The sequence below is a fragment of the Spirosoma oryzae genome (genome assembly GCF_003002825.1).
GTDB lineage: Bacteria > Bacteroidota > Bacteroidia > Cytophagales > Spirosomataceae > Spirosoma > Spirosoma oryzae.
Genome location: NZ_PVTE01000038.1, coordinates 1 through 24,543 on the forward strand (window position 1 = coordinate 1; position 24,543 = coordinate 24,543).

Below are 24,543 nucleotides of genomic sequence, written 5' to 3' on the forward strand. Positions count from 1 at the left end.
GATGACAGCGTCAAGGGTCATAGTGAAGATAGATACAGAATGTCCAAGAACGGAAACTTACGATCAAAGCCCGACTTGTGGGTAAACCTCACCCCTAACGGGGAGGGGTTGGGGGTGGGGTCCAGCTACTATGAAAAAACTACTGACTACGCTGCTCGCTGTCGCCAGCCTGACGACGGCGCTGGCGCAGGAGTCGCCGAAGGAGGAAGACTTCTTCAAGATTCAAAAACTGACCGCTCCCGAAGGTACGCTGCTCGAAGTAGGCGGGCTGGTAACGCTGCCGGGCGGTAGTCTGGGCGTAGCCACGCGCCGGGGCGACATCTGGATCGTTGAAAACCCGACGAGCCGCACGCCGTTCTTCCGCAAATTCGCGTCGGGTCTGCACGAAATTCTGGGTCTGGCTTACAAAGACGGGGCGCTTTACTGTGCACAACGCGGTGAGCTGACCAAGATGCAGGACACCAACAACGACGGCAAAGCCGACGTCTTCGAAACCGTATACGCCTGGCCACTATCGGGGCACTATCACGAATACAGTTTCGGTCCGAAGATTGCGCCCGATGGTACCTTCTTCGTCACGGGCAACGTAGCCTTCGGCGACGAGGAATGGTGGCGGGGTGAAAGCCGGGTCCCCTGGCGCGGCTGGACGATGAACATCACGCCTGAAGGCAAGATGCAGCCCTGGGCAACAGGCATGCGCTCGCCATGCGGGCTAGGCATCTTCGACAACGAACTGTTCTACGCCGATAATCAGGGCGACTGGATGGGTTCGGGTGGTATCGTTCACGTCAAGAAAGGCTCCTTCGTCGGTCACCCGGCGGGTCTGCGCTGGACGAGTATGAGCAATTCGCCGGTGAAGCTGTCGCAGGAAGCGTTCTTCGCGAAAATCGACGAACGGCGTCGGCGCGACGATAATGGCCGGGCTATCAAACCCGAAAATATCGCCAATGAAAAGCCGACGCTGCTCTACACGATGAAAGAGCAGTTTCCGGGTACCGACGTACAGGTGCCGGCGGTGTGGCTGCCCCACGGTGTGCTGGGCATTTCCAACTCCGAAATCGTAGAGATTCCGCAGGGTGTATTCGGTCCGTTTGCCGGTCAGTTATTGGTTGGCGATCAGGGCATGAGCAAAATCTCGCGGGTGTTCATGGAGAAGGTAAACGGCGAATACCAGGGTGGAGCCATTGAACTCCGTAACGGCTTCCGGTCGGGCGTCTTGCGGATGGCCTGGGCCAAAGACGGATCACTATTCGTTGGTGAAACTAACCGGGGCTGGGGCTCTGCCGGCGACGCCAACGAAGGTCTGCAACGGTTGGTCTGGAACGGGGCTATACCGTTCGAGATTCGCACGGTAAAAGCGATGCCCGACGGATTTGAAGTAGAATTCACAAAGCCCGTCGACCGGAAATCTGCCGAAGATCTGGCGTCGTACCGCGTCGAAAGCTTCCTGTATAAGTACCACTCGGTTTACGGTAGCCCAACGGTCAACAAAGAAGCGCTACCGCTGAAAGGCGTGAAGGTGTCGGCCGACAACATGAAAGCCCGCATCATCGTAGGTGACATGCGCCGGTACTACATCCATCAGCTGACGCTCGATGGTGTACGCGGTGCCGAAGGATCGTACTCGCTCGTTCACCCGATTGCCTACTACACGCTGAACAACATTCCCGACGGACAAAAGCTGGCGATGAATGAAGTAAGCACCCGCAATTCGGCTACAGCGCCCACCTCAGCAGCACCGGCAACAGCTCCTGCAACGGGTAAGAAAGCAACCGCGACGAAGGGTAAGGTAACGACCGGCGAATCCACGCGGGGAGCGAAGCCGAAGATTCAGGAAGGGCAGGCCGTTTCGATGGCCAAAGCACCAACCTACGACGAGGTGAAAGGCCTGCTCACCCGGCACACTTGTCTGGCTTGTCACCAGGCTAACAAACGGCAGGTTGGTCCGGCCTACGCGGACGTGGCCAAACGTCGGTACACCAACGACCAGATTGTTGAGCTGATCTACCATCCCAAGCCCACCAACTGGCCCGACTACGCCACCGAGATGCCACCCATGCCGCAGGTTCCGAAAGCCGACGCGTTGAAGATTGCCGCGTGGATCAACTCGCTGGCCCCCGCCAGTGGTAGCGGTAGCAGCAGTAACCCTGACGCGCCAAAGCAGTAGTATCGCTTGCCATAGTTGTACAGCCCCCTTCTGGTGAGAGAAGGGGGCTTTTTTATATACTGTCAGTGACGTGTGAATAGCGTCCATTCCCAAAACACCCTATTTTGCGCTTCCCTCTTGTACTGAACGCTACACCGATGCCGCCCCGCTATAGGCTTGCGATCGACAGGCCATCCCTGATTCAACGATTATACGTATTCCTGTTTATCTTGTTACCGGGTGCGTGCTGGTATTGGGGAAACGGCTTGTCCGGCGAGTACTGGTATCTGGTCTGGCTGGCTCCTGTTCCTACGTTGGTAAGCCCAGCTTACACGGACCGAAAGACCAGCTTCCTGTTCGCGTTTGTCGCCTGTCTGATGGGCCGGCTCAGTTGGTTCGTTTATCTACACACTGTCGTTCCACCAGTGCTGGCCAGCCTACTGACAGGAGCGCTGGCGTATGCGTTTGCACGAATCGCTGTTTATTCCGGCGTACAGCTCTGTACGAAACGCAACTGGCGCAGTCTCTTCACATACCCAGTACTGATGACGGCTTTCGAGTATCTGGTGCTGACATGCTCCCCCGATGGGACGGCTACCAGTATGGCCTACACCCAGTCGGATGTACTACCAATCATTCAATCTGCCTCCCTTGCAGGCACACCGGGCATTACCTTCCTCGTCAGTTTATTTCCGGCCTTATGCGCGTTTGGCTGGCTAGCCTGGCAACAGCGAGCGCGTATTCTTCAGGCAGCAGGCCTGGCTCTGCTTATCTACGGATCGGTGCTGGGTTACGGCCTGCTCAGGCTCCATGCGCCGATGTCGTCAGCCGCCCTACAGGCAGGTGTGGTTGTCCTTGACGAAACGAAACACCATACCGACCAGCAGGATAGTCAGCAACAAATGCGCGCGGTGCTGGCTGACTACGGGCGGGCCATTACCACTGTAGCAGCAACTGGTGCACAAGTCGTTTTGCTTCCTGAAACCGCATTTCGACTCACCCCCTTAACCGACAGTCTGGTGATGAACTCGTTGCGGCACATGGCGAAACGTGCCAACACGCGACTTATCGTTGGACTAGCCGACTACAGTCAGCCTGATGCCCACAACACCGCCGTGGTAATCGATGCCAGCGGAAGTCTGTTGACGACCTACACGAAACGCCATTTGGTACGCGGCTTCGAGTCTCAATTCAGTGCGGGTCGGCAAACAGGGCTTTTTCCGATTGACACACTACAGGCAGGCGTCGCTATCTGTAAAGACCTGGACTTTCCGGGCACCATTCGCGACTATGGGCAAGCCCGTACAGCCGTGCTCTTCGTGCCAGCCAACGACTTCAGAATCGACGATTGGCTGCACGCCCGGATGGCGATCCTGCGTGGTGTCGAAAACGGATTTTCCGTCGTACGGGCAGCCCGACAGGGGCGGCTGACAATCAGCGATTCACGGGGACGTGTGTTACGCGAAGCGAAAACAACCATAGGTAACCAATCGCAACTTATCGGTACTGTACCGCTGTCTGCACAAACCACACTGTTTACTCGGGCTGGCAACTGGTTCGGCCTGCTAAACCTCGTCGTCGCTTTTTTCATAGTCCTACCCTACCGACGACGAACATCTGTGTTGCGCATCACTAACTAGTCTTTTTCGGCAGTGCGACACTTTGTCATCACCCCTCTCCCATTTTGGGCGGTCCGCCGTCGCGGGAGGGGCCGGGACGGACGGCCGCTACCAGTGAGGATAAATTACTTCAACGTCAGCACATTCCGTTTGTAGGTGGCTGTCCGGGCGTCGTTGATGACGCCTTTCCAGTTCAGGCCGTAGCCGAAATCGTAGGTGTGGCCGTCGGCGTCGACGTAACACTGCATATCGCGGGGAACGTCTTCCGCCTGTTGCTCGACCGTGCGCATGTTGGCGGGCATTTGCAAAGGCAGGAGCGCTGACGGTTCGTGCGTCCCCGATACGATGTCGAGCAGGGCCTGATCCTGAATACCGAAGTTGGCCAGAATCGCATTAGTCGACGGCTCCAGCTCGGCAAATACCATCGGGTTGTTGAGTCGCACCGACACAACGACGGGCTTACCGTTCATCTTCGCATAAGTATCCGTCACCATCGTCAGATCGGTTGCGTTGATTGTTTTGGTCGATTTGCCGTTATAGCTGCGGTTGGTAAAATTCTCCAGTGGGTCGCCCCCGCCGATACTTGGATTACGCGCTCCCTGCGCCGTGTACGGCCGGTATTGCAGGCTGATCGGTACGTAGCCTGTCTTGCCATCTTTGGCCGTTTCCTTATCGTACCCCCCACCCGACTCCGGGCTCTCGATCACGACAAGCGCGAAGTCCGCTTCGGCAGGTTTGTCAGTCAGCGTGTAGTACTTCTTGAGTACCTCTACGTTGATGGGATAGTTGTTGCTTTCGGGCGTCGGTATACCGAGAAAGTTACGGCCCGCCGGAATAAACCGCTTCGGCACGTACACTTTTTTACCCTTACTTACCGGCAACGCATTCCGCTTGTTTTTCAGCAGCACCACCGACTGCAACTGCGCCTGATAGCCCGCGTTCATGTAGTCGGGCTTACCAACCGTTTGTTTGGTCTGTTCCGGGTTCAGATACGGATTTTCGAACAGGCCCACGCGCAGGCTATTTTGCAGCAGCCGCACCGCCGACAACTCGAATCGAGCCCGCATTGCGGTTTCGCCATGCGCCTTCACGCCCAGTTGGTACGCGCCCATCACTGGCCCCGCATCGTTGTTACCACCATATTGATCGACACCCGCCATCAGGGCTTTGTAGTGCCGTTCGGCCAGCGACAGCTTCTCGACACCCCACGATTTACCGGTCAAAAAGACATCGACAGCCGTTTCATCAGCCGTGATGAGCCAGTCGGTGCAAACTACACCGTCGTACCTGTATTTCTGCCGGAGCAAATCGCCGACGATGTATTTGTTGTAGCTGTTACCGACGTTTTCACCATATTTCTTGTCTTGCCCAAACGAGATCGTGTAATAGGGCATGACAGCCGCCGACGTACTGGTTTTACCGTTCAGCTTGAACGCGCCATCGATAAATGGCATGAGGTGCGTACTGAAATTATTACCGGGATAAACCGCGTATTTACCGTAACCATAGTGCGCATCGCGACCGCCTTCGCCCGAGCCACCACCCGGCCAGTGCTTCACCATCGCGTTGACGCTCGTGTACCCCCAGCCGTTGTTTATTTCCTGCTTACCCGTCGACGTCTGAAAGCCATCGATATACGCACGGGCCAGATCGGTCGTCAGTTTAGGATCTTCGCCAAATGTACCGCTAACCCGGTTCCAGCGCGGATCGGTTGCCAGATCGACCTGTGGCGACAGGGTTGTGGCAATACCCAGCGCCCGGTATTCGGCGGCAGCCACCTGCCCGAACTGCCGTACCAGTTCAGGGTTGAACGTGGCCGCCATACCCAGCGAACCCGGCCACATCGAGATGGTACCGCCAGCACCGGCGTTGAACTCGGCATCGGCACGGGTACCATGACGCGGGTCAGAACTGCTGTTGATCGGAATGCCCAGCCCGATTCCTTCGACCAGTGCCTGTGCATTGTTGTTCCAGTTGGCAGCTGCTTCCGGACTTTGCACCGACGTAATCAGCACGTGCCGCAGGTTATCATTGGTCAGAAACGCCTTTTGCTGATCCGACAGATCACTGACATTGGCCCCGCTCTGCGCAAACACTTTTCCACCGTACGTACCCGCGAAAGGCCCGGCCGGTGCCGCTGGAATAGGCTGGTGTTTACTATACAGCATCAGCCCCGCAATCTGCTCGACGGTCATGCGACTAGCCAGGTCTTTCGCCCGATCCAGCGCAGGTAATCGCCAGTCTTCGTAGGGGTCGAGTCGTCCGTTTTTGTTGAGGTCTTTGAACGCCAGCCCGTCGACGGTGAGCAGTTTGACGCCGGAAGCGGTCGAGTAACCAAGCGTTTGTCCACCGGGATTCGTCACACGAACAATCGTACCAGTTGTTTGGGACGTCCATTGCTGGGGCGTCTGCGCCTGCGCATCGGGCTTTGCCAGCAACAGACTCAGAACGAATGGGTAAGCAAGTAATTTCATACAGGCGACAGGGTTATATCGGCAAGTCTTTAGGTTTCCCAGTAAATGTAAAGCCGCGCTACCACAACTCAATGTCGTGATAGCGCGGCTTTATGTATTTTGTACATACTGTATGATCTGTTGTAGCTTGGACAGGTCCAGGCTACTCATACTAGCAGGCACAGCAACGGCCAATACAGCTCCCGCCTACATAAATTAGCCTGACGGCTCCAGACGTGGACGTCTGGGCTACAATAGTCTACACTTTCTCGAAGACGACGTCGGTGAAGTAGCCTTTACAGTCGGTGAATGACTTCACGACCCGGAAGCCGGTTTGCTGCGCCAGCTGCTCGATCTGGGCGGGGGTGAATTTGCGCGAAATCTCGGTATGGATAATTTCACCGTAGGCAAACGGCACCGTCATGTCCAGCGTATCGATACGTACAGTCTGGGCCTTTTGACTTACCAGATAGCTACGCGCTTCGCCAGTTTCGGGGTTGTACGTTTCGTAATGATCGAACGCGGCCAGATCGAAGTTGGCGTCGAGATCACGGTTCAGCCGACGGAGCAGATTCAGGTTAAAGGCCCGTGTCAGACCCTGCCGATCGTTGTAGGCTGCGTGAATAACAGCGGGGTGTTTTTGCAGGTCAATACCTGTCAGGACCAAATCGCCGGGGCGGAGCCGGTCGTGCAGCTGCCGGTAAAAATCGACGGCTTCGTCAGGCGTAAAATTGCCGATGTTTGACCCAAGAAACAGCACTACCCGCCGGGAGTCAGATTCTTCCGACAATTGCGCTAAGGCGTTGAAATAATCGTCGTGCCGGGCGTTGAGTCGCAGGGAGGGCCACGACCGACGAACATCGGCCACCAAGCCATTGAGCGCATCGACCGAAATATCGACCGGTGCGTAGGCAAAGTCGGCCTGCTCTTCCACAAAGTGACTTAACAGCAGCTTTGTTTTCAGGCCGTCGCCCGCGCCCAGCTCGACCAGATCGAACGAGCGGTCGCCTACGGCAAATAGATCCAGCAAATCAGCCTTATAGCTGTCCAGAATTTCGTACTCCGAGCGCGTCAGGTAGTATTCCGGCGCATGCATGATGTCCTGAAAAATACGGCTCCCTTCCGCGTCGTAGAAGAACCGCGACGACAAGCGTTTGGGTGTCTGTTGCAACCCAGTCCGCACTTCTTCGATCAGCGCCGGATCAATGGTTTGTTCTATCGTAGATTGGTCGTCCTGCGAATCAATCAACCCGTCGAGTACTGCGGGTTCCGCTACTTCACCAATCGTATTCCCGTATATTGCCATTGTGTGCTCGGATGAAAAAAGTTGCGATATGTCGAGCGGGCATGGCCGTCGGGGGTAGCGATCGACGCCCCCCGCAACACGATTTGCCCGCTCATGAATTTGCCATTGTACTCGCCGACCGCGCCTTCGGCGGTAGCGAAACCCGGATAGGGTAGATACGCCGAGTTTGTCCATTCCCAGCGACTCCCCCAGTTGATTTGACTGGCCATGGCTTCCCATTCAAACTCGGTTGGAAGCCGCTGTCCTTTCCAGCGCGCGTAGGCATCGGCTTCGTACTGACTGACATGACATACAGCCGCGTCGGGATCAACCGGTTGAAGTCCATTGAAGGTGTAGGCATGCCAGACATCATCGATGCTGTGCCAGTACAGCGGGGCTTTGGCACCGGTGCGTTTCACCCAGGCCCAGCCATCGGAAAGCCAATACTTAAAGTGTTGGTAGCCACCGGCCTGTATAAAATCGAGATACTCGCCGTTCGTTACCAATGTCCCCGACAGCGTGGTGTCATTCAGGTATACCTTGTGCAGACCTAGCTCGTTGTCGAAACAGAAATCAGTCCCCTTATGACCGATGGTGTACACGCCCTCACGGATCGACACATCCGGTCCGTTTACCAGCCGTGGATTTTCCTGCACCGGCATGTCGATGGCAGGCAGCAGTGGGTTATGGCCCAGAATGTATTTGATGTCGGTGATCAGCAATTCCTGGTGCTGCTGCTCGTGGTTAAAGCCTAGTTCAAGCAGACAAATCAACTCAGGCGTCGGGTCGGCGGCATCGAGGAAGCGGCTCATATGCTCATCGACATAGGCCCGGTACGCATAAATCTGTGAAACGGTAGGTCGGCTCAGGTTACCCCGATCGGTTCTCAGCACCCGTTTTCCGACGGTTTCGTAATAGCTATTGAAGACGAAGCTAAAATCATCGTGAAACACGCGATAGCCCGGCGCATGGGGTACCAGTACGAACGTTTCCCAGAACCAGGTAATGTGCCCTAAATGCCATTTCGGTGGACTAACGTCAGCCATCGGCTGCACCACGTAGTCTTCGGTTTCCAGCCCCCGACAGATAGCTTCGGAATAGTGTCTGACGCGCAGGTATTGCTGCGTAAGCGTATGTTCAGCAATCATACCCCGTTAACTGACTATAGTAGGTGGGTGTTTGCTGTCGTTACAATTATTTATGTGGATAACCGGTATCTGTATACGTCAGCACGGGTTACGGTATTCGGTTTACCGTTTTCGGTACTCCTTATTCCGGCCTTTTCCTCGACCATAGCTCCGTCGAATAGTGCCCCCGTTGCTCACCACAAACCGTAAACCGCATACCGTACTTAATTCTCCGCCAGATACTTATGCACAAAGCTGACGGCCATAGCCCCTTCGCCAACGGCGGAGGCTACGCGGTTCATGGCACCGGCGCGCACGTCGCCCGCAGCAAAAATGCCGGGACTACAGGTTTCCAGCACGAAAGGCTCGCGGCTTTGCTTCCAGACGCGCTTGTACTCGGCATATCTACCCATGTCACGTCCGGTGGCAATAAAACCTTTCGGGTCTTTGATGATGTCCATTTCGATCCAGTCGGTCAGGGGTTTAGCGCCGATGAAAATGAATACACCGCTGGCCGGTTCCGTTTTTTGTTCGTGCGTGTCCATGTTTTCCAGCACCACGCATTCCAGTCGTTCATTACCGGTAGCCGAGACAACCTCCGTGCAGCTTAGTACGTGAATGTTTGGCGTATTGCTGATCTGGTCGATCAGGTACTGCGACATAGTTTCCGACAGGTCGGGGCGACGGATGCAGATGTACACATCCGAGGCCGTGCGGGAGAGATACATGGCCCCCTGCCCCGCTGAATTGCCACCACCAACGACGTAAACCGGCTTTCCTCTGAACGCCAGCGCTTCTGTGGTTGCTGCTCCATAATAGACCCCCGCGCCGGTAAACTTGTCGAGGCTTTCGTTTTCCAGCGTCCGGTACGAAACGCCCGTGCTGAGCACGATGGCCCGCGCGACAACTTCGCTATCGTCGGCCATGCGGATGTGCTTGTACTGCCCCTCCGAATGAATCGATACAACTTCCTGCGGAGCGAGAAACTCGACCCCGAACCGTTGCGCCTGCGTAATGGCCCGGCGCGTCAGATCAGACCCGCTCAGTCCGTTCGGGAAGCCCAGGTAGTTCTCGATGCGTGAACTTGTTCCAGCCTGCCCGCCCGGTGCGCGCTTGTCGATCAAAATTGTCTTTAACCCTTCCGAGCCACCGTAAACGGCAGCCGCCAGCCCCGCCGGTCCGGCACCGATAATCGCCAGGTCGTACAGGCTTTCGTTGGCCGTTGGCTTCAGGCCCAGCTTTTCGCCGACGTCGACCAGTTCTGGTTTCGGCAAAGCCGTCCCGTCGCCCAGCACCACGACCGGCAAGTCCGCCCGACTTAGTTTGTGCAGATCAAGCAGTTCCTGCGCCTGCGGATCGTTCTCGATGTCGAGCCACTGATACGGAAACAGGTTGCCTGCCAGAAAATCCTTCAGCGCGTGCGACTGTGGCGAAAACTGGTAGCCAATCAATCGCAGCCCCTCGAACGTGGGCCGGTAGTTTGATTGCCAGTCGCTGAGCAGATCGTCGAGAACAGGATACAGTTTCTCCTGGGGCGGGTCCCAGGGTTTGGCAATGTAATAATCGAGTTGTACTTCGTTGATGGCCCGCACAGCGGCATCGATGTCGGAGTACGCCGTTAGCAGGGCGCGTTTGGCATTCGGGAAAATCCGGCGCGCTTCGGCCAGAAACGCGACACCCGTCATCTGCGGCATCCGCTGATCCGACAGAAACAGGGCAACTTCCTCCCCTTTCTTTTTCAGCTCGCCTAATGACTCAAGCGCTTCGGTCGCCGAGGTTGTCGCCAGCACCCGGTACTGCTTACGGTATTTCTGCCGCAGATCGTGCTGAATCGCCTGCAACACCTGCGGATCGTCGTCAATGGAAACTATGATGGGAAGACGCATGAGCTATTGATTGAGTGATCGAATGATTGAGTGATGGAATAAGCTGACGCGTGCTGCCATTCAATCACTCAATCATTCGATCATTTAATTGATCGGTAAGCAAATACTAAACTCGGTATGGCCGGGTTGGGAAGCGACCTTTATGGAGCCGTTGTGGTGGTTGACAATGCCCTGCACGATGTCGAGCCCAAGCCCGGTGCCCTTTCCGATTTCCTTTGTCGTAAAGAACGGGTCGAAGATGGAGTCGCGAATGTCGTCGGGAATGCCGGTGCCGGTGTCGCTGATTTTTGTCAGAACAAATGTCAGGCCGTCGTTATGGTGCTCGACTTCGCTGGAGATGGTCAGTTCCCCCCCGTCGGGCATGGCGTCAATAGCGTTGTCGATCAGGTTGGTCCAGACCTGATTCAGCTCACCCGGCCAGCCACAGACCGCTGGCAAATCGTTGGCCAGATTCAGCATAACCGTGACCTTGCTGCCTTTGACCTTGTGATCCAGCAGGGTCAGCGTACTGCGGATACCTTCGCCCAGATCGACCGTCGTTTTGCCCGCCCCCCGGTCCATATGCGTGTAGTTTTTGATCGACCCGACCAACGTACCGATCCGCTCCGACGCGTCGCTGATATCGCGTACCAGCGACTGCGTCACCAGGTTATTGACGATCCAGCTTGTCACGCCACTGATATTGTCAGGACCGACCTGGTCGAGCAGCCAGTTCAGGTCGTCGGTCGTAAAGCCGAACTCAATAAGTGGCCCGACCAGATCCAGATTACCACTATCGACGCCGTAATCGTCGAGCCAGTCGGTCAGTTCGTCTTCGTAGCTACTGCGCTCCAGCAGGCTAAGCTGAAGCGCTTTCTGATCGAGTTTTTTAAACAGCTGCTCATTGACGATATCGACTTTATCGTCGGCTAGTTGCAGGTGCATGATCTGCTTGAAGGCGTCGGGCGTGGCTCGCAAATGCGCTTTCATCGTCTCGGCCGATCGGACAATGGCGGCCACCGGATTGTTCAACTCATGCGCCAGTCCCGCCGATAGCCGCCCCAGCGACGCCATCTTGTCTTCCTGCTGTGTGTAGCGGGTGAAATTGCGCACCCGGGTCGTCATCTGCTGCACCAGTACCTCCGTCAGTTCATAATGCAGGCAGGCCATATCCCGCAGCTTGTCGCGATGCACCTGTAACACCTGCGACGTACTCTCGGCTACTATCCGGTTCGGGATGCTGGTCATGCGCGAGTACGGCAAAGCCCCCAGAATACCGTACTTGTCATACACGGCAATATCGTCTTCGGGGCCGTTTTGTCCGGTGTCGATCACGATACGCCCGTCGAGCACCAGCGTCAGGTGGTTGACCGTTTCGCCAGGTTTTACCAGCACCGTCCCCGCGTTGATGCGCTGCTCCTCCCCGTTGTCGATCAGCCACTGCAACTGTTCGTCGGGGACGTTGGCAAAGACCGGAAACTGTCGAAGTTGTTCAAGCATGATTATGCGGTTGCGTTCATACGGAAACCCAAATTCAAGGAATTAGTTGGCGAACTATTAGTGGTTTGTCAACGTCCGGTAGACAGCCATTTTTCGTTTATCCGTTATGCGCCCTACTCTGCTGCTCCTGTTTGGCTTACTCGCCCTCTCCTTCCGGCCCGATAAGCCCGCCTATCGTCTGTACGACGCGAAAATCAAAGCCGTTTCGTACGAGCAGCTACTGCGCCGGGCTGCCAATGCCGACGTGGTGCTTTTTGGCGAGCTGCATAACAATCCGATTTGTCACTGGCTCGAATTACAATTGGCGAAAGACCTGGCCGAACAGAAAAAAGGGCAACTTGTGTTGGGAGCCGAGATGTTCGAAACCGACAATCAGGTGGCCTTAACCGACTACGTGCAAGGTCGCAGCAGCGACAAGGAGTTTGCCGCGCAGGCCCGGCTGTGGCCTAATTACGACACCGATTACAAACCGCTGACCACGCTGGCTCGTGCGCAGAAACTACCGTTCGTGGCGACGAACATCCCCCGGCGCTACGCTACGCTGGTGGCCCGCAACGGCCTGTCGTCGCTGGACACAGTCTCCGCAGCAACCAAGCGACTTATCGCCCCACTACCTCTAACCGTCGACCTGACGCGGCCGGGTTATAAGGCCATGATGGAGATGATGGGTGGTTCAGGACACGGCAGCAGTGGTGCGCCAAACCCACACGGCAGCACAATTGATATGGCGGCCAACTTCGCCCGCGCTCAGGCGATCAAAGATGCCACGATGGCGTATTTCATTCTCCAGAACCGCAAGCCCGGCCAAACCTTGCTACATATCAATGGTGACTATCACTCGAAAAACTTCGACGGTATCGTCGGCTACCTGCGCGATATGGCCGGCCCTTCGCTGAAAATTCTGACCATATCCTCCGTCGATGTTCCTGACCCTGAAAAACCGAAAGCCGACAGTGAAACGAACCTGAACCAGTTAGCCGATTTCATCCTTGCCATTCCTTCAGACATGACCAAGACCTATTAACCGGCAGGGGGCTAACAATAACGAGTGAAATAATCCGCCCGGCACCCGACGGCCGGTCTTTGTCTATAGAGGTATGAGCTTGTAAGGAAAAGCCACGTATCTGAAGTCGGCACGGCTATGTAGCCTGGACCGGTCCGCCGGCGCGGGTCCACGTCCGGGTGGCCGCGTAGCGGCCTGAAAAGCTACCGCCTGCTTCACTTGGCCTGACGGCCACCCGGACGTGGACCCGCGCCGGCGGACCGGTCCAGGCTACATAGCCGTGCCAGACTACTCGTGCAGCATACTATATTCCAGCACCAGTGCCCAGCAGTGCGCGTCGCAGTGCCAGCGCATCTGCGTGATCGGGCGATGCGCCCATCGGCGGAGCCACGGTGTTTCATAGGCCGTCAACAGTCCGGCGATAAAGAAATTAAACCCGGCGAAATCCGCTTCGATAGCCTCCGTGTCAATCACCGGCGGACGTTCCCCCAATCGCAATAACGTAGTGGCCAGTACGATCTGTTCGAGCCGGTTTGTCGCCTGATTAAGTAGCTGCCGGGCATCGGCGATGAGTTGCGAACGGACCGGCTCCAGTTCAGGAATGGCGAATGCCTGCATGAGCCGACTTATGTGGTAAGCAATCAGCGACGGACGGGCGTAGTGGGGTGCGCAGCCAAACGGATCGCTGCGGTACCGGCCCGACCGGATGATGTCACGCAGATACGTCAGCGAATCGGCATCATGCTGATTGCGGGGCAAGTCGTATTCGTACACACAGTACAGCAGATTACTGAGGGCGCAGGCGTCGAAATCGATGGGCATGGTCTTGCCGAACCAGGTCGAATACGCGCGTAATGACTGGTAGGCCGGGAAGGTATTCCGTACCCAGTACACCGCCCCGTTGGCGTGTTGCGTCAGTTTTTTTTTGAGCCACAACAGTGCTGCTTCGTCGGGCGTCGTGGTCAGGTACACCATCGCCGTATCGTCGATGTCGTCAGGAATGCGAAAATGATCGAATCGTCCAAACAGGTGGCCGTTGGGAAAATGCCGCGAAGGTTTGGTTGGCCAGAAATTATACGTGTCCAGCCCGTCCTTGTTTTTGAACAGCGGGTACGCGTCGACGGCTTTTCGGGTAACGTCATCAACGAGCGCCTGCCCCTCGGCTGGCAATATTGGTCGTAACCGCTGCAAGGTAAAGACCGTGACTGCCGTAAAAAAAACGTTGGTATCTGCCCGCGCGTAGCGAAGACTACGATTACGCCGAACCGACGGAAACAGCCCGTCAGTCTGTTGAAGCCGGGCGATCTGACGCAGTATGTCGACGGGCGAAAGAGTAGTCATTTGGTAACAAAGAGACTACTTTTTTCTGGATAAAGGTTGGATATTTACGACCTGATTTTTCTGCTCCACTCATGGCTACGCTGATTTTATTCGACGATCCCGCTCTCCGCACATCCCTGCTGCCACTGACCTTTACACGGCCAGTAGCCGGCATCCGATTCGGTATTCAGACACTGACTGAAAAGTGGGCTGGCTGGCTGGAGCAAACCCCATCGTTCCTGACGGAAGCGTACCTGAGCGTTAAGTTTCCGATGCAGCCGTCGGACGACAATCTGTACGTCAACGGCGCGGTTTGTCCAACACCGGCCCTTGTCGACGCCCTGAACGAACTAGCGACGGGGCATGGCCTGCGCGATAGCGATGGGCTGGTACTCGCCGTCCGAACGCCACATGCCTTGTCGCAGGCACCCGACATCACCGACGCTTACCACTGGCAGCCGTTTGCTGAACCGCTAACCGTGCTGCGGCACCTGTGGGACATTTTCGTTGAAAACGGCGATCAGATTCGGGCAGATTTCAAGCGACTCACCGAAGGCCGGACTTCCGAGCCGATCACCGATCCATTTACCCGCGTCTATGCACCCGAGAACGTTTTTGTCGAACCGGGCGCAACTATCCGGGCGGCTATTCTCAACGCTGAAGGTGGCCCCATCTACATCGGCAAAAACGCGACGATCAGCGAAGGTAGTATCGTCATCGGGCCGTTCTCACTGGGTGAAGGGTCGACGGTGAACTGGGGTGGGAAGATGCGGTCGAACACGACGATCGGCCCGTTCTGCAAAGTAGGTGGCGAGGTTGGCAACTCCGTATTCTTCGGCTACAGCAACAAAGGCCACGATGGGTTCCTGGGCAATTCGATTATCGGCGAATGGTGTAATCTGGGTGCCAACGTCAACAACTCGAACCTGAAGAACGACTACAGCAACGTCAAAATTTACCATTACGGTACGAAGCAGTTGGAAGATACGGGTCGGCCATTCTGCGGGCTGACTATGGCCGACTACACCAAAGCGGGCATCAGCACGATGTTCAACACCGGTACGGTTGTCGGTGTCAGCGTCAACGTGTTTGGGGGCGGTTTTCAGTACAAACACATCCCGTCGTTTTCGTGGGGTGGTGCCGCCGACGGGTTTACTACCTATCGACTCGACAAGGCGATGCAGGTAGCTGCCGAAGCGTATGCCCGACGGAATCGCCCGTTCGATGAGGTCGAAAAAAACATTTTACGGGCTATCTTTGACCAAAGCCACAGCCTTCCTCCCGAACCGTTGTTTTCATTTTAAGTACAGTATTCGGTTTTCAGTTTACGGTTTTAACCGCTCCCGATCACGCGTCTCGAACAGGGAACCACACAGCACCGTAAACCGTAACCTGTATACCGTAAAACCGTATGCAATTCTCCGATATCGTAGGGCAGGACGCCGTTCAGCAGTTGTTGCTTCGGGCGGTGCAGACAAACCATCTGGCCCACGCGCTGCTGTTCGATGGCCCGACGGGCAGTGCAAATCTGGCCCTAGCGCTGGCGCTGGCTCAGTATGTCAACTGCGAGGACAAACAAGCGACCGATTCATGCGGTCGGTGCGCGTCCTGCGTGAAGATGCAGAAGCTGGTTCATCCCGACCTGCACCTGGTGTTTCCGGTTGCCAATCTGGCTAAGGGAAAGACCTCGGAAGCGTACCTAACCGACTTCCGCAAGTTTCTCCTCGAACAGCCGTACCGCACCCTACCCGACTGGCTCGAAACCATCGGTGCCGACAACAAGCAGGGTAATATCTCGGCCGAAGAAGCGCGCTCGATTCTGCAAAAGCTGTCGCTAAAAGCGTACGAGGGGCCGTACAAGATCATGCTGATCTGGTTGCCGGAGCTGATGAACGTATCGTCGGCCAACGCGCTGCTGAAAGTGCTGGAAGAACCACCCGCACAGACGCTGTTTCTGCTCGTAACCAATCAAGCCGATAAGCTGCTGATTACAATCCTGTCGCGGACGCAGCGCGTGGGCGTACCCGCCTTCGCCGACGACGATATCGCGACGCACCTGCGGCAACACCTCAACCTCGACGAAACCACTGCCCGGCGTATCGCTTATCTGGCCGACGGTAACCTGGCCGAAGCACTACAGCTGAGTACACAGGAAGGCACCGACGACGAACACGCTTGGTTTGCCGAGTGGATGCGCGACTGCTACCGGCAGGATCTGGCCAAGCTGGTCAAGCAGGCGGATCAGTTCGACGGATTCAGCAAGGAGAAACAGAAAGGACTGTTCGACTACAGCATTCGCCTGTGCCGCGATCTGTTTCTGTGGCAACAGGGCGCGGGAGCCTTGCTTCGCCTACCCGACGACGAAATGGCTTTCGTGAAGAACTTTGCCAAGGTGTTGACCACGGCTCATGTCGAGCGTATCGTTACCGATCTGAATCAGGCGGCCTACCACATCGAACGAAATGCCCGCGCCAAGATGGTCATGCTCGATTTGTCACTTACCTTCACCCGACTTATAAAATGAGTTGTAGAGTTTTAGAGTTGGAGAGTTTTACAGTTGTAAAGTTGTAGAGTTGCGGTTCCCCGACGGGACTGGCGCGTTCTGTTTGCGGCCGGATGGGCTGACGCGCCAGCTAACTTTACGACTATCCAACTCTAAAACTCTACAACTACAAAGAAGATGTCCAAGCAACTAATCGGCATGACAGACCGGATCGACTTGCCTGATCTGGGCTTATTCGATATCCATGCCAAAGTCGACACGGGGGCGTATACATCGGCGATACACTGCAAGGATGTTAGGCTCGTACGTACGAAGTCGGGGCAGAAACTCCGGTTCTGGCTGCTTGGTGGCGCAGGCGAGCAACCCCGCCCGTTTTACAGTGGTCAGTTCAGTCAACGCATGATCCGCAACTCGTTTGGCGTGGCTGAATTACGCTACGTCATTCAAACCCGTATAAAATTGTTCAATCGGTTGATTCGGGTCGAATTTACACTGGCCGATCGTGAGCAGATGCGCTACCCGATCTTACTGGGCCGCAAAATTCTGCGTAACCGATTTATCGTTGACGTGTCTCAAAAAGACCTTTCCTATCAGGCTAAACTCGATCAGCCACAGGTGCCAAGTAACGAAGCGCCCTAACCTGTTCTTCAGGAATATCCAGCTCACCCCCTGCTCATTCCGACAATTCACCGCGCTATGCGTATTGCCATCCTATCAACGAACCCCGGCTTGTACTCGACACAACGGCTGCTGACGGCCGCTGCGGAACGTAACCACGAAGCCGTCGTTGTCAATCACCTCAACTGCCACGTCATGATCGAAGGGGGCCGGCCCACGGTGCTACTCGACGGGCAGGAACTCGACTCATTCGACGCGATCATTCCCCGTATCGGCGCATCGGTAACCGACTACGGCTGTGCGGTGGTCAGGCAGTTCGAGATGATGAAGGTCTTCACAACGGCCAAATCGCAGGCCATCATGCGGGCGCGTAACAAGCTCCGTAGCTTACAGGTGCTCTCGAAAGCGGGCGTCGGCCTGCCCAAAACCGTTATCGCCAATCACCCGAGAAACGGCAATGTCAACCGCCTGATCGAACTGGTCGGTGGCCCGCCCGTCGTCATCAAATTACTGGAAGGCACGCAGGGAATCGGCGTCGTACTGGCCGAAACGTCCAAAGCCGCCCGCTCGACAATCGAAGCCTTTTACGGCCTGAAGAAACACGTGCTGGTGCAGGAGTTCGTGGCCGAAGCCAAGGGGTCCGACATTCGGGTCTTCGTGGTCGGAGGTAAAGTTGTCGGAGCCATGCGCCGGCAGGGTATCGAGGGCGAATTCCGGTCGAATCTGCACCGGGGTGGCAACGCGGTTTCCGTCTCGCTGACCGCCGAAGAAGAGCAAACAGCTATCGACGCGAGCCGGGCGCTGGGACTGAAAGTCGCCGGTGTCGATATGCTCCCCTCCGACCGGGGACCGCTGGTACTTGAAGTCAACTCATCACCGGGTCTGGAAGGCATCGAAACGGCAACCGGCATCGACATCGCCAGCCACATCATCGCTTACATCGAAGAGAAAATCATCGGCGACGAAGGCGATACGGTGGGGGTGTAGTTGATTGATAGAATGATTGAGTGATTGAATACATTTGTCTACCCCATTCAATCACTCAATCATTCTATCAATCCGTTATGCCCGCTCTTGATCCTGATTTGAAGAAAGCCATCGTGCGAATGCCTGGTCCGGAGAAGGATAAGCTGCTGCTTCGGCTGATTGCCAAAGATGCCACGCTGACGGAGAAGCTCCAGTTCGAGCTGGTTGAACACGGCCGGACGATCGACGAACGGCGCGAACTGATAAAGGATTTTATTCGGCGAACGGCCAACCTGCACCAGGACACGGCCGCCTGGGTACTGATCGATTTGCGCACCGTCAGCGGCTACATCACGCGGCATGTGAAGGTAACGAAAGACAAGTACGGCGAAGTTGAACTGATGCTGTACATGCTCAATACCTTCTATGACGTACATGCGCATCTGCTGCACAAGTTCAGTCACCGGACGGAGAAGGCGGCTCAATACATTGCCAAGCGTACGGAGATGCTGTTGAAGAAAGTCGTAAAGCTCGACCCAGACTATTACCTCGAATTTTCCGACGACATCAACAAGTTACTCAGTTGGGTACACTATGCCGCCCCAGCCCACTTCGCCCGGCAGTTAGGCTTACCCAAAGAATGGGCTGTTTGACCGTTTTTTCGTAATTTCATCAAAATGATTGCGCCATGGCTACTGATGAATTGAAATTGCTGCTACACCGGCAGATCGACCGGCTTGATGATCCGCAGGACGTACAGGACCTCCTGTTAACAGTAAGTGAATTTATCGGTCAGCGGACAAACGTGTTTACCGAGACTCCGGAGCTACAGACGCAATTAGCGAAAACGCTTGCGACGATCTCGACTGCTCAGCTTACTTCTCACAACGATGTAGCCAAGCAGGCGAAGCAATGGATCACGCGATAGTCTGGACTGAAGACGCTCAGGAAAACTACCGGCAAATAGCCATTTACTTGCTTGATGCGTATGGATTCGATACAGCCGACGCGTTTACAGATACGGTCAATGCCAAGCTGCGAATTTTAGAGAAAAGCCCGTTTATCGGTCGTCGGCTCGATGCGTTACCCTCCGTTCGTAAGCTTCCCGTGCAACCATACAATATGGTCTATTACGCTATTGCCGAACGACAGGTTATTATTTTGAACATCCTCGACAGCCGGCGGTATCCCACGCTTTAGCAAAACCCCTACTCCACTCAAGGTGTTATACCAGTAGTACAACTACACCGAGTACCATGAGTAAAACCGTATTGCTAACTGGAGGAACAGGCACGATCGGCACCCGTCTGACACAATTGCTGCAACAACAGGGGTATCAGGTAAGCTACTTAAGTCGGGAAGCTAAGCCCGTTTCGGGTGTGACTGTCTATCAATGGGATATCCAAAAGGGTCAGATCGATTCAAAAGCCATTCAGACGGCCGACTACATCGTTCATCTGGCCGGAGCTGGTATTGCCGACGGGCGCTGGACCGATGCGCGTAAAGACGACATTCTTGGCAGCCGTACACAATCGACGGAGTTGCTGGCAAAAGCGCTTGCTACCCACGAACATCATGTCGAAGCGTTCGCGGCCTCGTCGGCAATCGGCTATTACGGGGGTGATACTGGTGACCGACCCGTTACGGAAAACACACCAGCGGGGACCGATTTTCTGGCGACCGTTACCCGAGCCTGGGAACGATCGGAAGATCAGGTCGCGGCACTAGGAATTCGTACGGTCAAGTTGCGAACGGGTGTCGTCCTGTCATCGGAGGGGGGCGCGCTACCTAAAATTGTGCAGCCGATTCGACTGGGTGCCGGTGCGCCACTGGGGTCGGGACAGCAGTATATGTCCTGGATTCACATTGACGATATTTGCCGGATGTATATGCAGGCACTAACCGACGCGTCCTGGTCGGGTGTGTACAATGCCACAGCACCGACGCCCGTCACCAACGAGGGACTGATAAAAGCCATCGCCGACGTCCTTAAGCGTCCGTTGATCATGCCCAACGTACCGGCTTTCGCGCTGAAACTGCTGTTTGGTGAAATGGCCATCACCGTGCTGGGCGGCAACTACGTCATCAACAAGCGCATTGCTGACGAGACATCCTTCAACTACAACTACGCCGACCTAAACCTGGCGCTGAAAAACCTGCTTGCTTAACCGATGACCGACTACCTGAAAGATGCGCTCAAAAAAGCCGCGATGTTCTGCGCTTATCAGGAACGCACCCAACAGGAAGTGCGTGACCGGCTCAAGGACTGGGGGGTTATCGGTGACGATGCGGAAGAAGTAATCGCCGAACTGATTCAGCAGAATTACCTCAACGAAGAGCGCTTCGCCAAGTCATTTGCGGGGGGCAAGTTTCGGGTAAAGGGCTGGGGCAAGCGGAAGATCAAGCAACACCTACAGCAGCGGGGCATCACGGGCTACAATCTGGACCAGGCGATGAAGGAAATCGAACCCGACGATTACCGCACCACCCTCGCCGACTTACTCACGAAAAAACGGCAGTCCATCCGCGACGATAATCCGCTGGTCATCAAACAAAAGCTGGTTCGCTATGCGCTCAGTAAAGGCTACGAGTCCGACCTTGTCTGGCAGGTAGTAGAAGGTATGTAGGTATTCGGTTTACGGTTTTCAGTACACGGTTTACGGTGGGTGTCGACTTTTGTGGATGGTTCGTTCCTATCGTACAAACGCGCAATTCGCTACCCGTAAACGGAAAACCGACTACCGTAAACCTCACTTCTCCAGCCGGTACACGCTGTTCCAGTCGTCCTGAAAGATGCGTCTGTAGCGCCCGATACGTTCGGGTGCCGCGTTGGGAATGTCGTAGGCCATATTCAGTTTGGGATCGGTGATGACGTAAGCCGCCTGTTCACGAGCAGCCAGATCGAAGAACTGCGGCACCGACAGCTTCCCGCCATACGCATGCTGATTGAGAAGAAAGTAATAGCTGAGGCTATGGATGCGGTAGTGGCCGATCTGATCGAAGAAAAAGTCGAGCGGGGCAATAACCGTGCTTCCCTCCTTGCCCATCCGCCGGGCGAGAGCCGCCGTTCGCTCGTGCACAATCGGTGCCTGGTTTTCGCCGATCAGCAAGCCACCTTCCACCAGTCCGGAACCCAGCCACAGGACTACGGCGGCCGCACTCAACCTTTGCCCCCACCTGGGCCATCGAACGGCCGAAACGGCAACCGCCCGTCCCGCCAGCAGACAGGTGTAGGGTAGCAGGAGCAGCATGTAATACTTGCTGCTACCCCGCGTCAGCAGCCACATCCAGACCGTTGCCGCCAGCAGGTAAACGACCAGCGGTCGACTTTGCCGGTCATATTGCCAGCTGAACCAGCCGACAAACAGGGACAATACTGTGATAGCGGCTTCAACCTGATTGTGAAATAACATCTGATGAAACGAAGCCAGTGTGCTGAGCTTAGCCATCCAACCGAATAGGTGTCGCGTTGCCGGATCATACCGAAACTGCTCTACCAGCCGCGCCCATTGATTGTCGAGCAGCACGTCGGTGAAGTAGAAGGCGCAGACAACAGCCCAGACAAATCCGTACACGACGCCGGTGCGCCACCGCCGTTGCCAGGCCAGCCAGGTTAGCCCTGCCAGTCCGTACATCAATCCGTTCAGATGAGTCAGAGCCGCCAGGCCCGCAAAAATTGCCGCCATAACCAATCGGCCGGTTGGGCGATCGTTGCCTGTTTGGGCTGTGCTCAGGAAGTAATAGCCCCACAGACCGAAGGCAGCATTCATGGTTTCGGGTCGGGCAACGAAGCCGTACCGTAATACCAGCCCGCAGGAAACGTACAGAAGCACAGTCCAGCCAAACAGCGCCGGTCGATTTGCATTGATACCCAGCATAACGCCCCGTCGGGTCATCGCATACAGCCCGGCGACGTTCAGCGCAGCCCCTGCCGTGCCGAGTGATTCGACGGCCGGAGCACTGAATCCGAACAGCCCTGTCCAGCCTGCCAGCAGGTAGATATACAGCTTATGAAATACGTAGATACGCTCTTCCCAATGGTTGACACCCCGAAAAAACTCGGACCGAACCACCCCGTCGCGCAGAAAGAAATAGGCTTGCTCGGCGAACCAGGCATCGTCGAAATCGGTGGCCCGGTGGTACATAGTAGCCGCGAACAGGAGCAGAAACGGGCCAATCAACCAATAGGGCAACCGGTCGGAGAGAAAGCGATCAGGCATGGATACTCGGAATTTACGCGAAAATACAGGGAACCGGCGGGCTTATGCTTCTCGAAATATGGCCAGTTCCAGAAAACAAATTGATCGACTCGTGAAACAACGACAGTACAAACCAACCTTTGACCCATTAATACCGTTTTAACAAACTACCATTCACCTGTTCGCACATGATACCCCGTCTCTACCCTATACTGCTGTCCGCAGTCCTGCTGACAGCCTGTTCACGCAATCCCGTTACGGGCAAGCGAGAAGTCATCCTGATGTCGAAAGAGCAGGAAATTGCCCTTGGGCAGCAATCACACCCCAGCGTTGTCGCCAGCATGGGTCTGTACGAAGACCAGAAGCTAAACGCCTTCATCAATGAGAAAGGCAAGGCAATGGCTCGTATCTCGCACCGTCCCGATCTGCCCTACCAGTTCTACATCGTCGACTCGCCGGTCGTCAACGCATTTGCCGTGCCGGGTGGGTATGTGTACTTCACGCGGGGCATTATGGCACACTTTAACAACGAAGCGGAGTTTGCCGGGGTGCTGGGCCATGAGATTGGTCATATCACCGCCCGCCACTCAGCCCGGCAGCAAACGTCGCAGTTGTTTGGTACGGTCGGTGTACTGGCCGGCTCTGTACTACTCGACAAAACGGGGCAGCTTACCGACCTGGCATCGCAGGGACTACAACTGGCACTGCTGGGCTACAGCCGGGCCCACGAATCAGAGTCAGACAAAATTGGTGTAGAATACTCCAGCAAAATCGGGTACGACGCCCACCAGATGGCCAATTTCTTCGCGACCATCAAACGCATCTCCGATCAGAGTGGTCAGGCGGTACCGAACATTCTGTCTACACACCCCGATCCCGGCAACCGATATACCAAAGTTCATGAGATGGCGAAGGCGTACCAGGCTGCCAACCCAGCCACGTACCAGGTCGACCGTGAGGATTACCTGCGCATGATCGACGGCATTATCTACGGAGAAGATCCCAAGCAGGGCTTTGTCGAGAACAATATGTTTTATCACCCGGAGTTGCGCTTTCAGTTTCCGGTGCCGAGTGGCTGGCAACATCAGAATTCGCCCGCTCAGTTTCAGATGGGCCCGAAGGACGGTAAGCTGTCGATGATTCTGATGGGTGCCAAAGGCAATTCGTTGGACGAAGCAAGCCAGACACTCGTCAAAGAGTTAGGCCTGAAAGTGCTGGAAAGTAATCGCACGACGATCAACGGTAATCCGGCTTATGTGCTCATTTCGCAGCAGCAGCCCCAACAACAACAGGGGCAGCAGCAACAGCAACAAAGTGCCGCTAACACATTGCAGATCGGTACGTGGCTGATTCAGTACGGCAATTCGATTTACGCCCTGCACGGCCTGTCGACGGCAGCTAATTTCCAGGCGTCATTCGACACTTTTCAGCGGGTAGCGGGCGGCTTCCGCAGCCTGACCGATTCGGAGAAGCTAAACCGCCAACCGGAGCGGGTAAAAATTCAGTCAGCACCACGCAGCGGCACCTTTCAGGAGAATATGGTGGCATTGGGCATGCCAGCCAGCCGCATCGAAGAACTCGGCACCCTCAACAGTCTGAAAGCCGGCGATCAGGTTAACCGGGGCACGCTCCTGAAAACGCTCCGGCGCTAACTGCCGGTAATAAAATAAATCGGGCCTGCTGTCTTACGATAGCAGGCCCGATTTATTTATCCGATAGTCTGGTTCAGACGATCTCTAGTTCAACTGACTTAGGATTCGCCGGGAAGCGTTAAGCACTTCTATACCCACAACTGCCCCGTCTGCGTCGTAGTCGATGATCGTACCAGCGTGCGTTTCATCGCTTTCATCTATAACGTTGTCGGTCAGTCGAATGTAGAGAATGTCTACCTCCCGGTCGTACTTCACTTTCATAAGTACCTGTTATAGCACTGAGTTTT

21 protein-coding genes are annotated in these 24,543 nt (G+C 55.6%); 13 read left to right on the plus strand and 8 right to left on the minus strand.

Annotated features, from left to right (window positions below):
- Window positions 1–130: 130 nt before the first annotated feature.
- The gene (locus CLV58_RS25640; protein ID WP_106140697.1) at window positions 131–2,167 is read left to right on the plus strand and encodes a c-type cytochrome; all 2,037 of its coding nucleotides are present in this window, start codon (window positions 131–133) and stop codon (window positions 2,165–2,167) included.
- Between the two features lie 104 nt (window positions 2,168–2,271).
- Complete coding sequence (locus tag CLV58_RS25645; protein ID WP_146141548.1) at window positions 2,272–3,786, plus strand: apolipoprotein N-acyltransferase; 1,515 nt, start codon at window positions 2,272–2,274, stop codon at window positions 3,784–3,786.
- A gap of 104 nt (window positions 3,787–3,890) precedes the next feature.
- On the opposite strand, the gene CLV58_RS25650 is transcribed toward CLV58_RS25645, so the two are convergent.
- From CLV58_RS25650 to CLV58_RS25670, 5 genes are all read right to left on the minus strand, one after another.
- Entirely contained in the window at window positions 3,891–6,239 is a 2,349-nt protein-coding gene (locus CLV58_RS25650) for a glycoside hydrolase family 3 protein (protein WP_106140699.1), read from the minus strand.
- A 238-nt stretch (window positions 6,240–6,477) separates the two neighbouring features.
- Window positions 6,478–7,524 carry an L-histidine N(alpha)-methyltransferase gene (gene egtD / locus CLV58_RS25655; protein ID WP_106140700.1) on the minus strand — a complete coding sequence of 349 codons (1,047 nt, stop codon included), beginning with the start codon at window positions 7,522–7,524 and terminating at the stop codon, window positions 6,478–6,480.
- Window positions 7,491–8,651, minus strand: coding sequence for an ergothioneine biosynthesis protein EgtB (egtB, locus tag CLV58_RS25660; protein ID WP_106140701.1), 1,161 nt, complete (start codon window positions 8,649–8,651; stop codon window positions 7,491–7,493). The genes egtD and egtB overlap by 34 nt, the downstream gene beginning before the upstream one ends.
- Window positions 8,652–8,854: 203 nt before the next feature.
- A complete protein-coding gene (locus CLV58_RS25665; RefSeq protein ID WP_106140702.1) occupies window positions 8,855–10,516 on the minus strand; it encodes an FAD-dependent oxidoreductase in 1,662 nt (553 codons plus the stop codon).
- Between the two features lie 84 nt (window positions 10,517–10,600).
- Window positions 10,601–11,995: an ATP-binding protein gene (locus CLV58_RS25670; RefSeq protein WP_342748955.1), complete on the minus strand. Its 1,395-nt coding sequence runs from the start codon at window positions 11,993–11,995 to the stop codon at window positions 10,601–10,603.
- A gap of 106 nt (window positions 11,996–12,101) precedes the next feature.
- Here CLV58_RS25670 and CLV58_RS25675 point away from each other — a divergent pair, with 106 nt between their 5' ends.
- Entirely contained in the window at window positions 12,102–13,019 is a 918-nt protein-coding gene (locus CLV58_RS25675; RefSeq protein ID WP_106140704.1) for a ChaN family lipoprotein, read from the plus strand.
- Between the two features lie 267 nt (window positions 13,020–13,286).
- On the opposite strand, the gene CLV58_RS25680 is transcribed toward CLV58_RS25675, so the two are convergent.
- Complete coding sequence (locus CLV58_RS25680; protein ID WP_106140705.1) at window positions 13,287–14,339, minus strand: hypothetical protein; 1,053 nt, start codon at window positions 14,337–14,339, stop codon at window positions 13,287–13,289.
- 71 nt (window positions 14,340–14,410) lie between these two features.
- Between CLV58_RS25680 and CLV58_RS25685 the strand changes: the two genes are divergently transcribed.
- The 9 genes from CLV58_RS25685 to CLV58_RS25725 all read left to right on the plus strand — a co-directional run bounded on the left by CLV58_RS25685 (window position 14,411) and on the right by CLV58_RS25725 (window position 21,032).
- Window positions 14,411–15,622 (plus strand): putative sugar nucleotidyl transferase, encoded by a 1,212-nt coding sequence (locus CLV58_RS25685; RefSeq protein ID WP_106140706.1) that lies wholly within the window; start codon window positions 14,411–14,413, stop codon window positions 15,620–15,622.
- 107 nt (window positions 15,623–15,729) lie between these two features.
- Window positions 15,730–16,842 (plus strand): DNA polymerase III subunit, encoded by a 1,113-nt coding sequence (locus tag CLV58_RS25690; protein ID WP_106140707.1) that lies wholly within the window; start codon window positions 15,730–15,732, stop codon window positions 16,840–16,842.
- 156 nt (window positions 16,843–16,998) lie between these two features.
- Window positions 16,999–17,460 carry an ATP-dependent zinc protease family protein gene (locus CLV58_RS25695; protein ID WP_245882471.1) on the plus strand — a complete coding sequence of 154 codons (462 nt, stop codon included), beginning with the start codon at window positions 16,999–17,001 and terminating at the stop codon, window positions 17,458–17,460.
- Between the two features lie 57 nt (window positions 17,461–17,517).
- Complete coding sequence (gene rimK, locus CLV58_RS25700) at window positions 17,518–18,426, plus strand: 30S ribosomal protein S6--L-glutamate ligase (protein WP_106140708.1); 909 nt, start codon at window positions 17,518–17,520, stop codon at window positions 18,424–18,426.
- A 77-nt stretch (window positions 18,427–18,503) separates the two neighbouring features.
- Window positions 18,504–19,058: a hypothetical protein gene (locus tag CLV58_RS25705; protein WP_106140709.1), complete on the plus strand. Its 555-nt coding sequence runs from the start codon at window positions 18,504–18,506 to the stop codon at window positions 19,056–19,058.
- 35 nt (window positions 19,059–19,093) lie between these two features.
- Complete coding sequence (locus CLV58_RS25710) at window positions 19,094–19,333, plus strand: hypothetical protein (RefSeq protein WP_106140710.1); 240 nt, start codon at window positions 19,094–19,096, stop codon at window positions 19,331–19,333.
- Window positions 19,318–19,605, plus strand: coding sequence for a type II toxin-antitoxin system RelE/ParE family toxin (locus tag CLV58_RS25715; RefSeq protein ID WP_106140711.1), 288 nt, complete (start codon window positions 19,318–19,320; stop codon window positions 19,603–19,605). Before CLV58_RS25710 ends, CLV58_RS25715 begins: the two co-directional genes overlap by 16 nt.
- A gap of 56 nt (window positions 19,606–19,661) precedes the next feature.
- The gene (locus CLV58_RS25720) at window positions 19,662–20,573 is read left to right on the plus strand and encodes a TIGR01777 family oxidoreductase (RefSeq protein WP_106140712.1); all 912 of its coding nucleotides are present in this window, start codon (window positions 19,662–19,664) and stop codon (window positions 20,571–20,573) included.
- Between the two features lie 3 nt (window positions 20,574–20,576).
- Window positions 20,577–21,032: a regulatory protein RecX gene (locus tag CLV58_RS25725; RefSeq protein WP_106140713.1), complete on the plus strand. Its 456-nt coding sequence runs from the start codon at window positions 20,577–20,579 to the stop codon at window positions 21,030–21,032.
- A 123-nt stretch (window positions 21,033–21,155) separates the two neighbouring features.
- Here the strand turns inward: CLV58_RS25725 and CLV58_RS25730 are convergent, their stop codons facing one another.
- Window positions 21,156–22,625 (minus strand): glycosyltransferase family 39 protein, encoded by a 1,470-nt coding sequence (locus CLV58_RS25730; RefSeq protein ID WP_106140714.1) that lies wholly within the window; start codon window positions 22,623–22,625, stop codon window positions 21,156–21,158.
- A gap of 167 nt (window positions 22,626–22,792) precedes the next feature.
- Here CLV58_RS25730 and CLV58_RS25735 point away from each other — a divergent pair, with 167 nt between their 5' ends.
- On the plus strand, window positions 22,793–24,256 hold the full coding sequence (locus CLV58_RS25735; RefSeq protein ID WP_106140715.1) for a M48 family metalloprotease: 1,464 nt from the start codon (window positions 22,793–22,795) through the stop codon (window positions 24,254–24,256).
- A gap of 84 nt (window positions 24,257–24,340) precedes the next feature.
- On the opposite strand, the gene CLV58_RS25740 is transcribed toward CLV58_RS25735, so the two are convergent.
- The gene (locus tag CLV58_RS25740; protein ID WP_106140716.1) at window positions 24,341–24,517 is read right to left on the minus strand and encodes a DUF2283 domain-containing protein; all 177 of its coding nucleotides are present in this window, start codon (window positions 24,515–24,517) and stop codon (window positions 24,341–24,343) included.
- Between the last annotated feature and the right edge of the window lie 26 nt (window positions 24,518–24,543).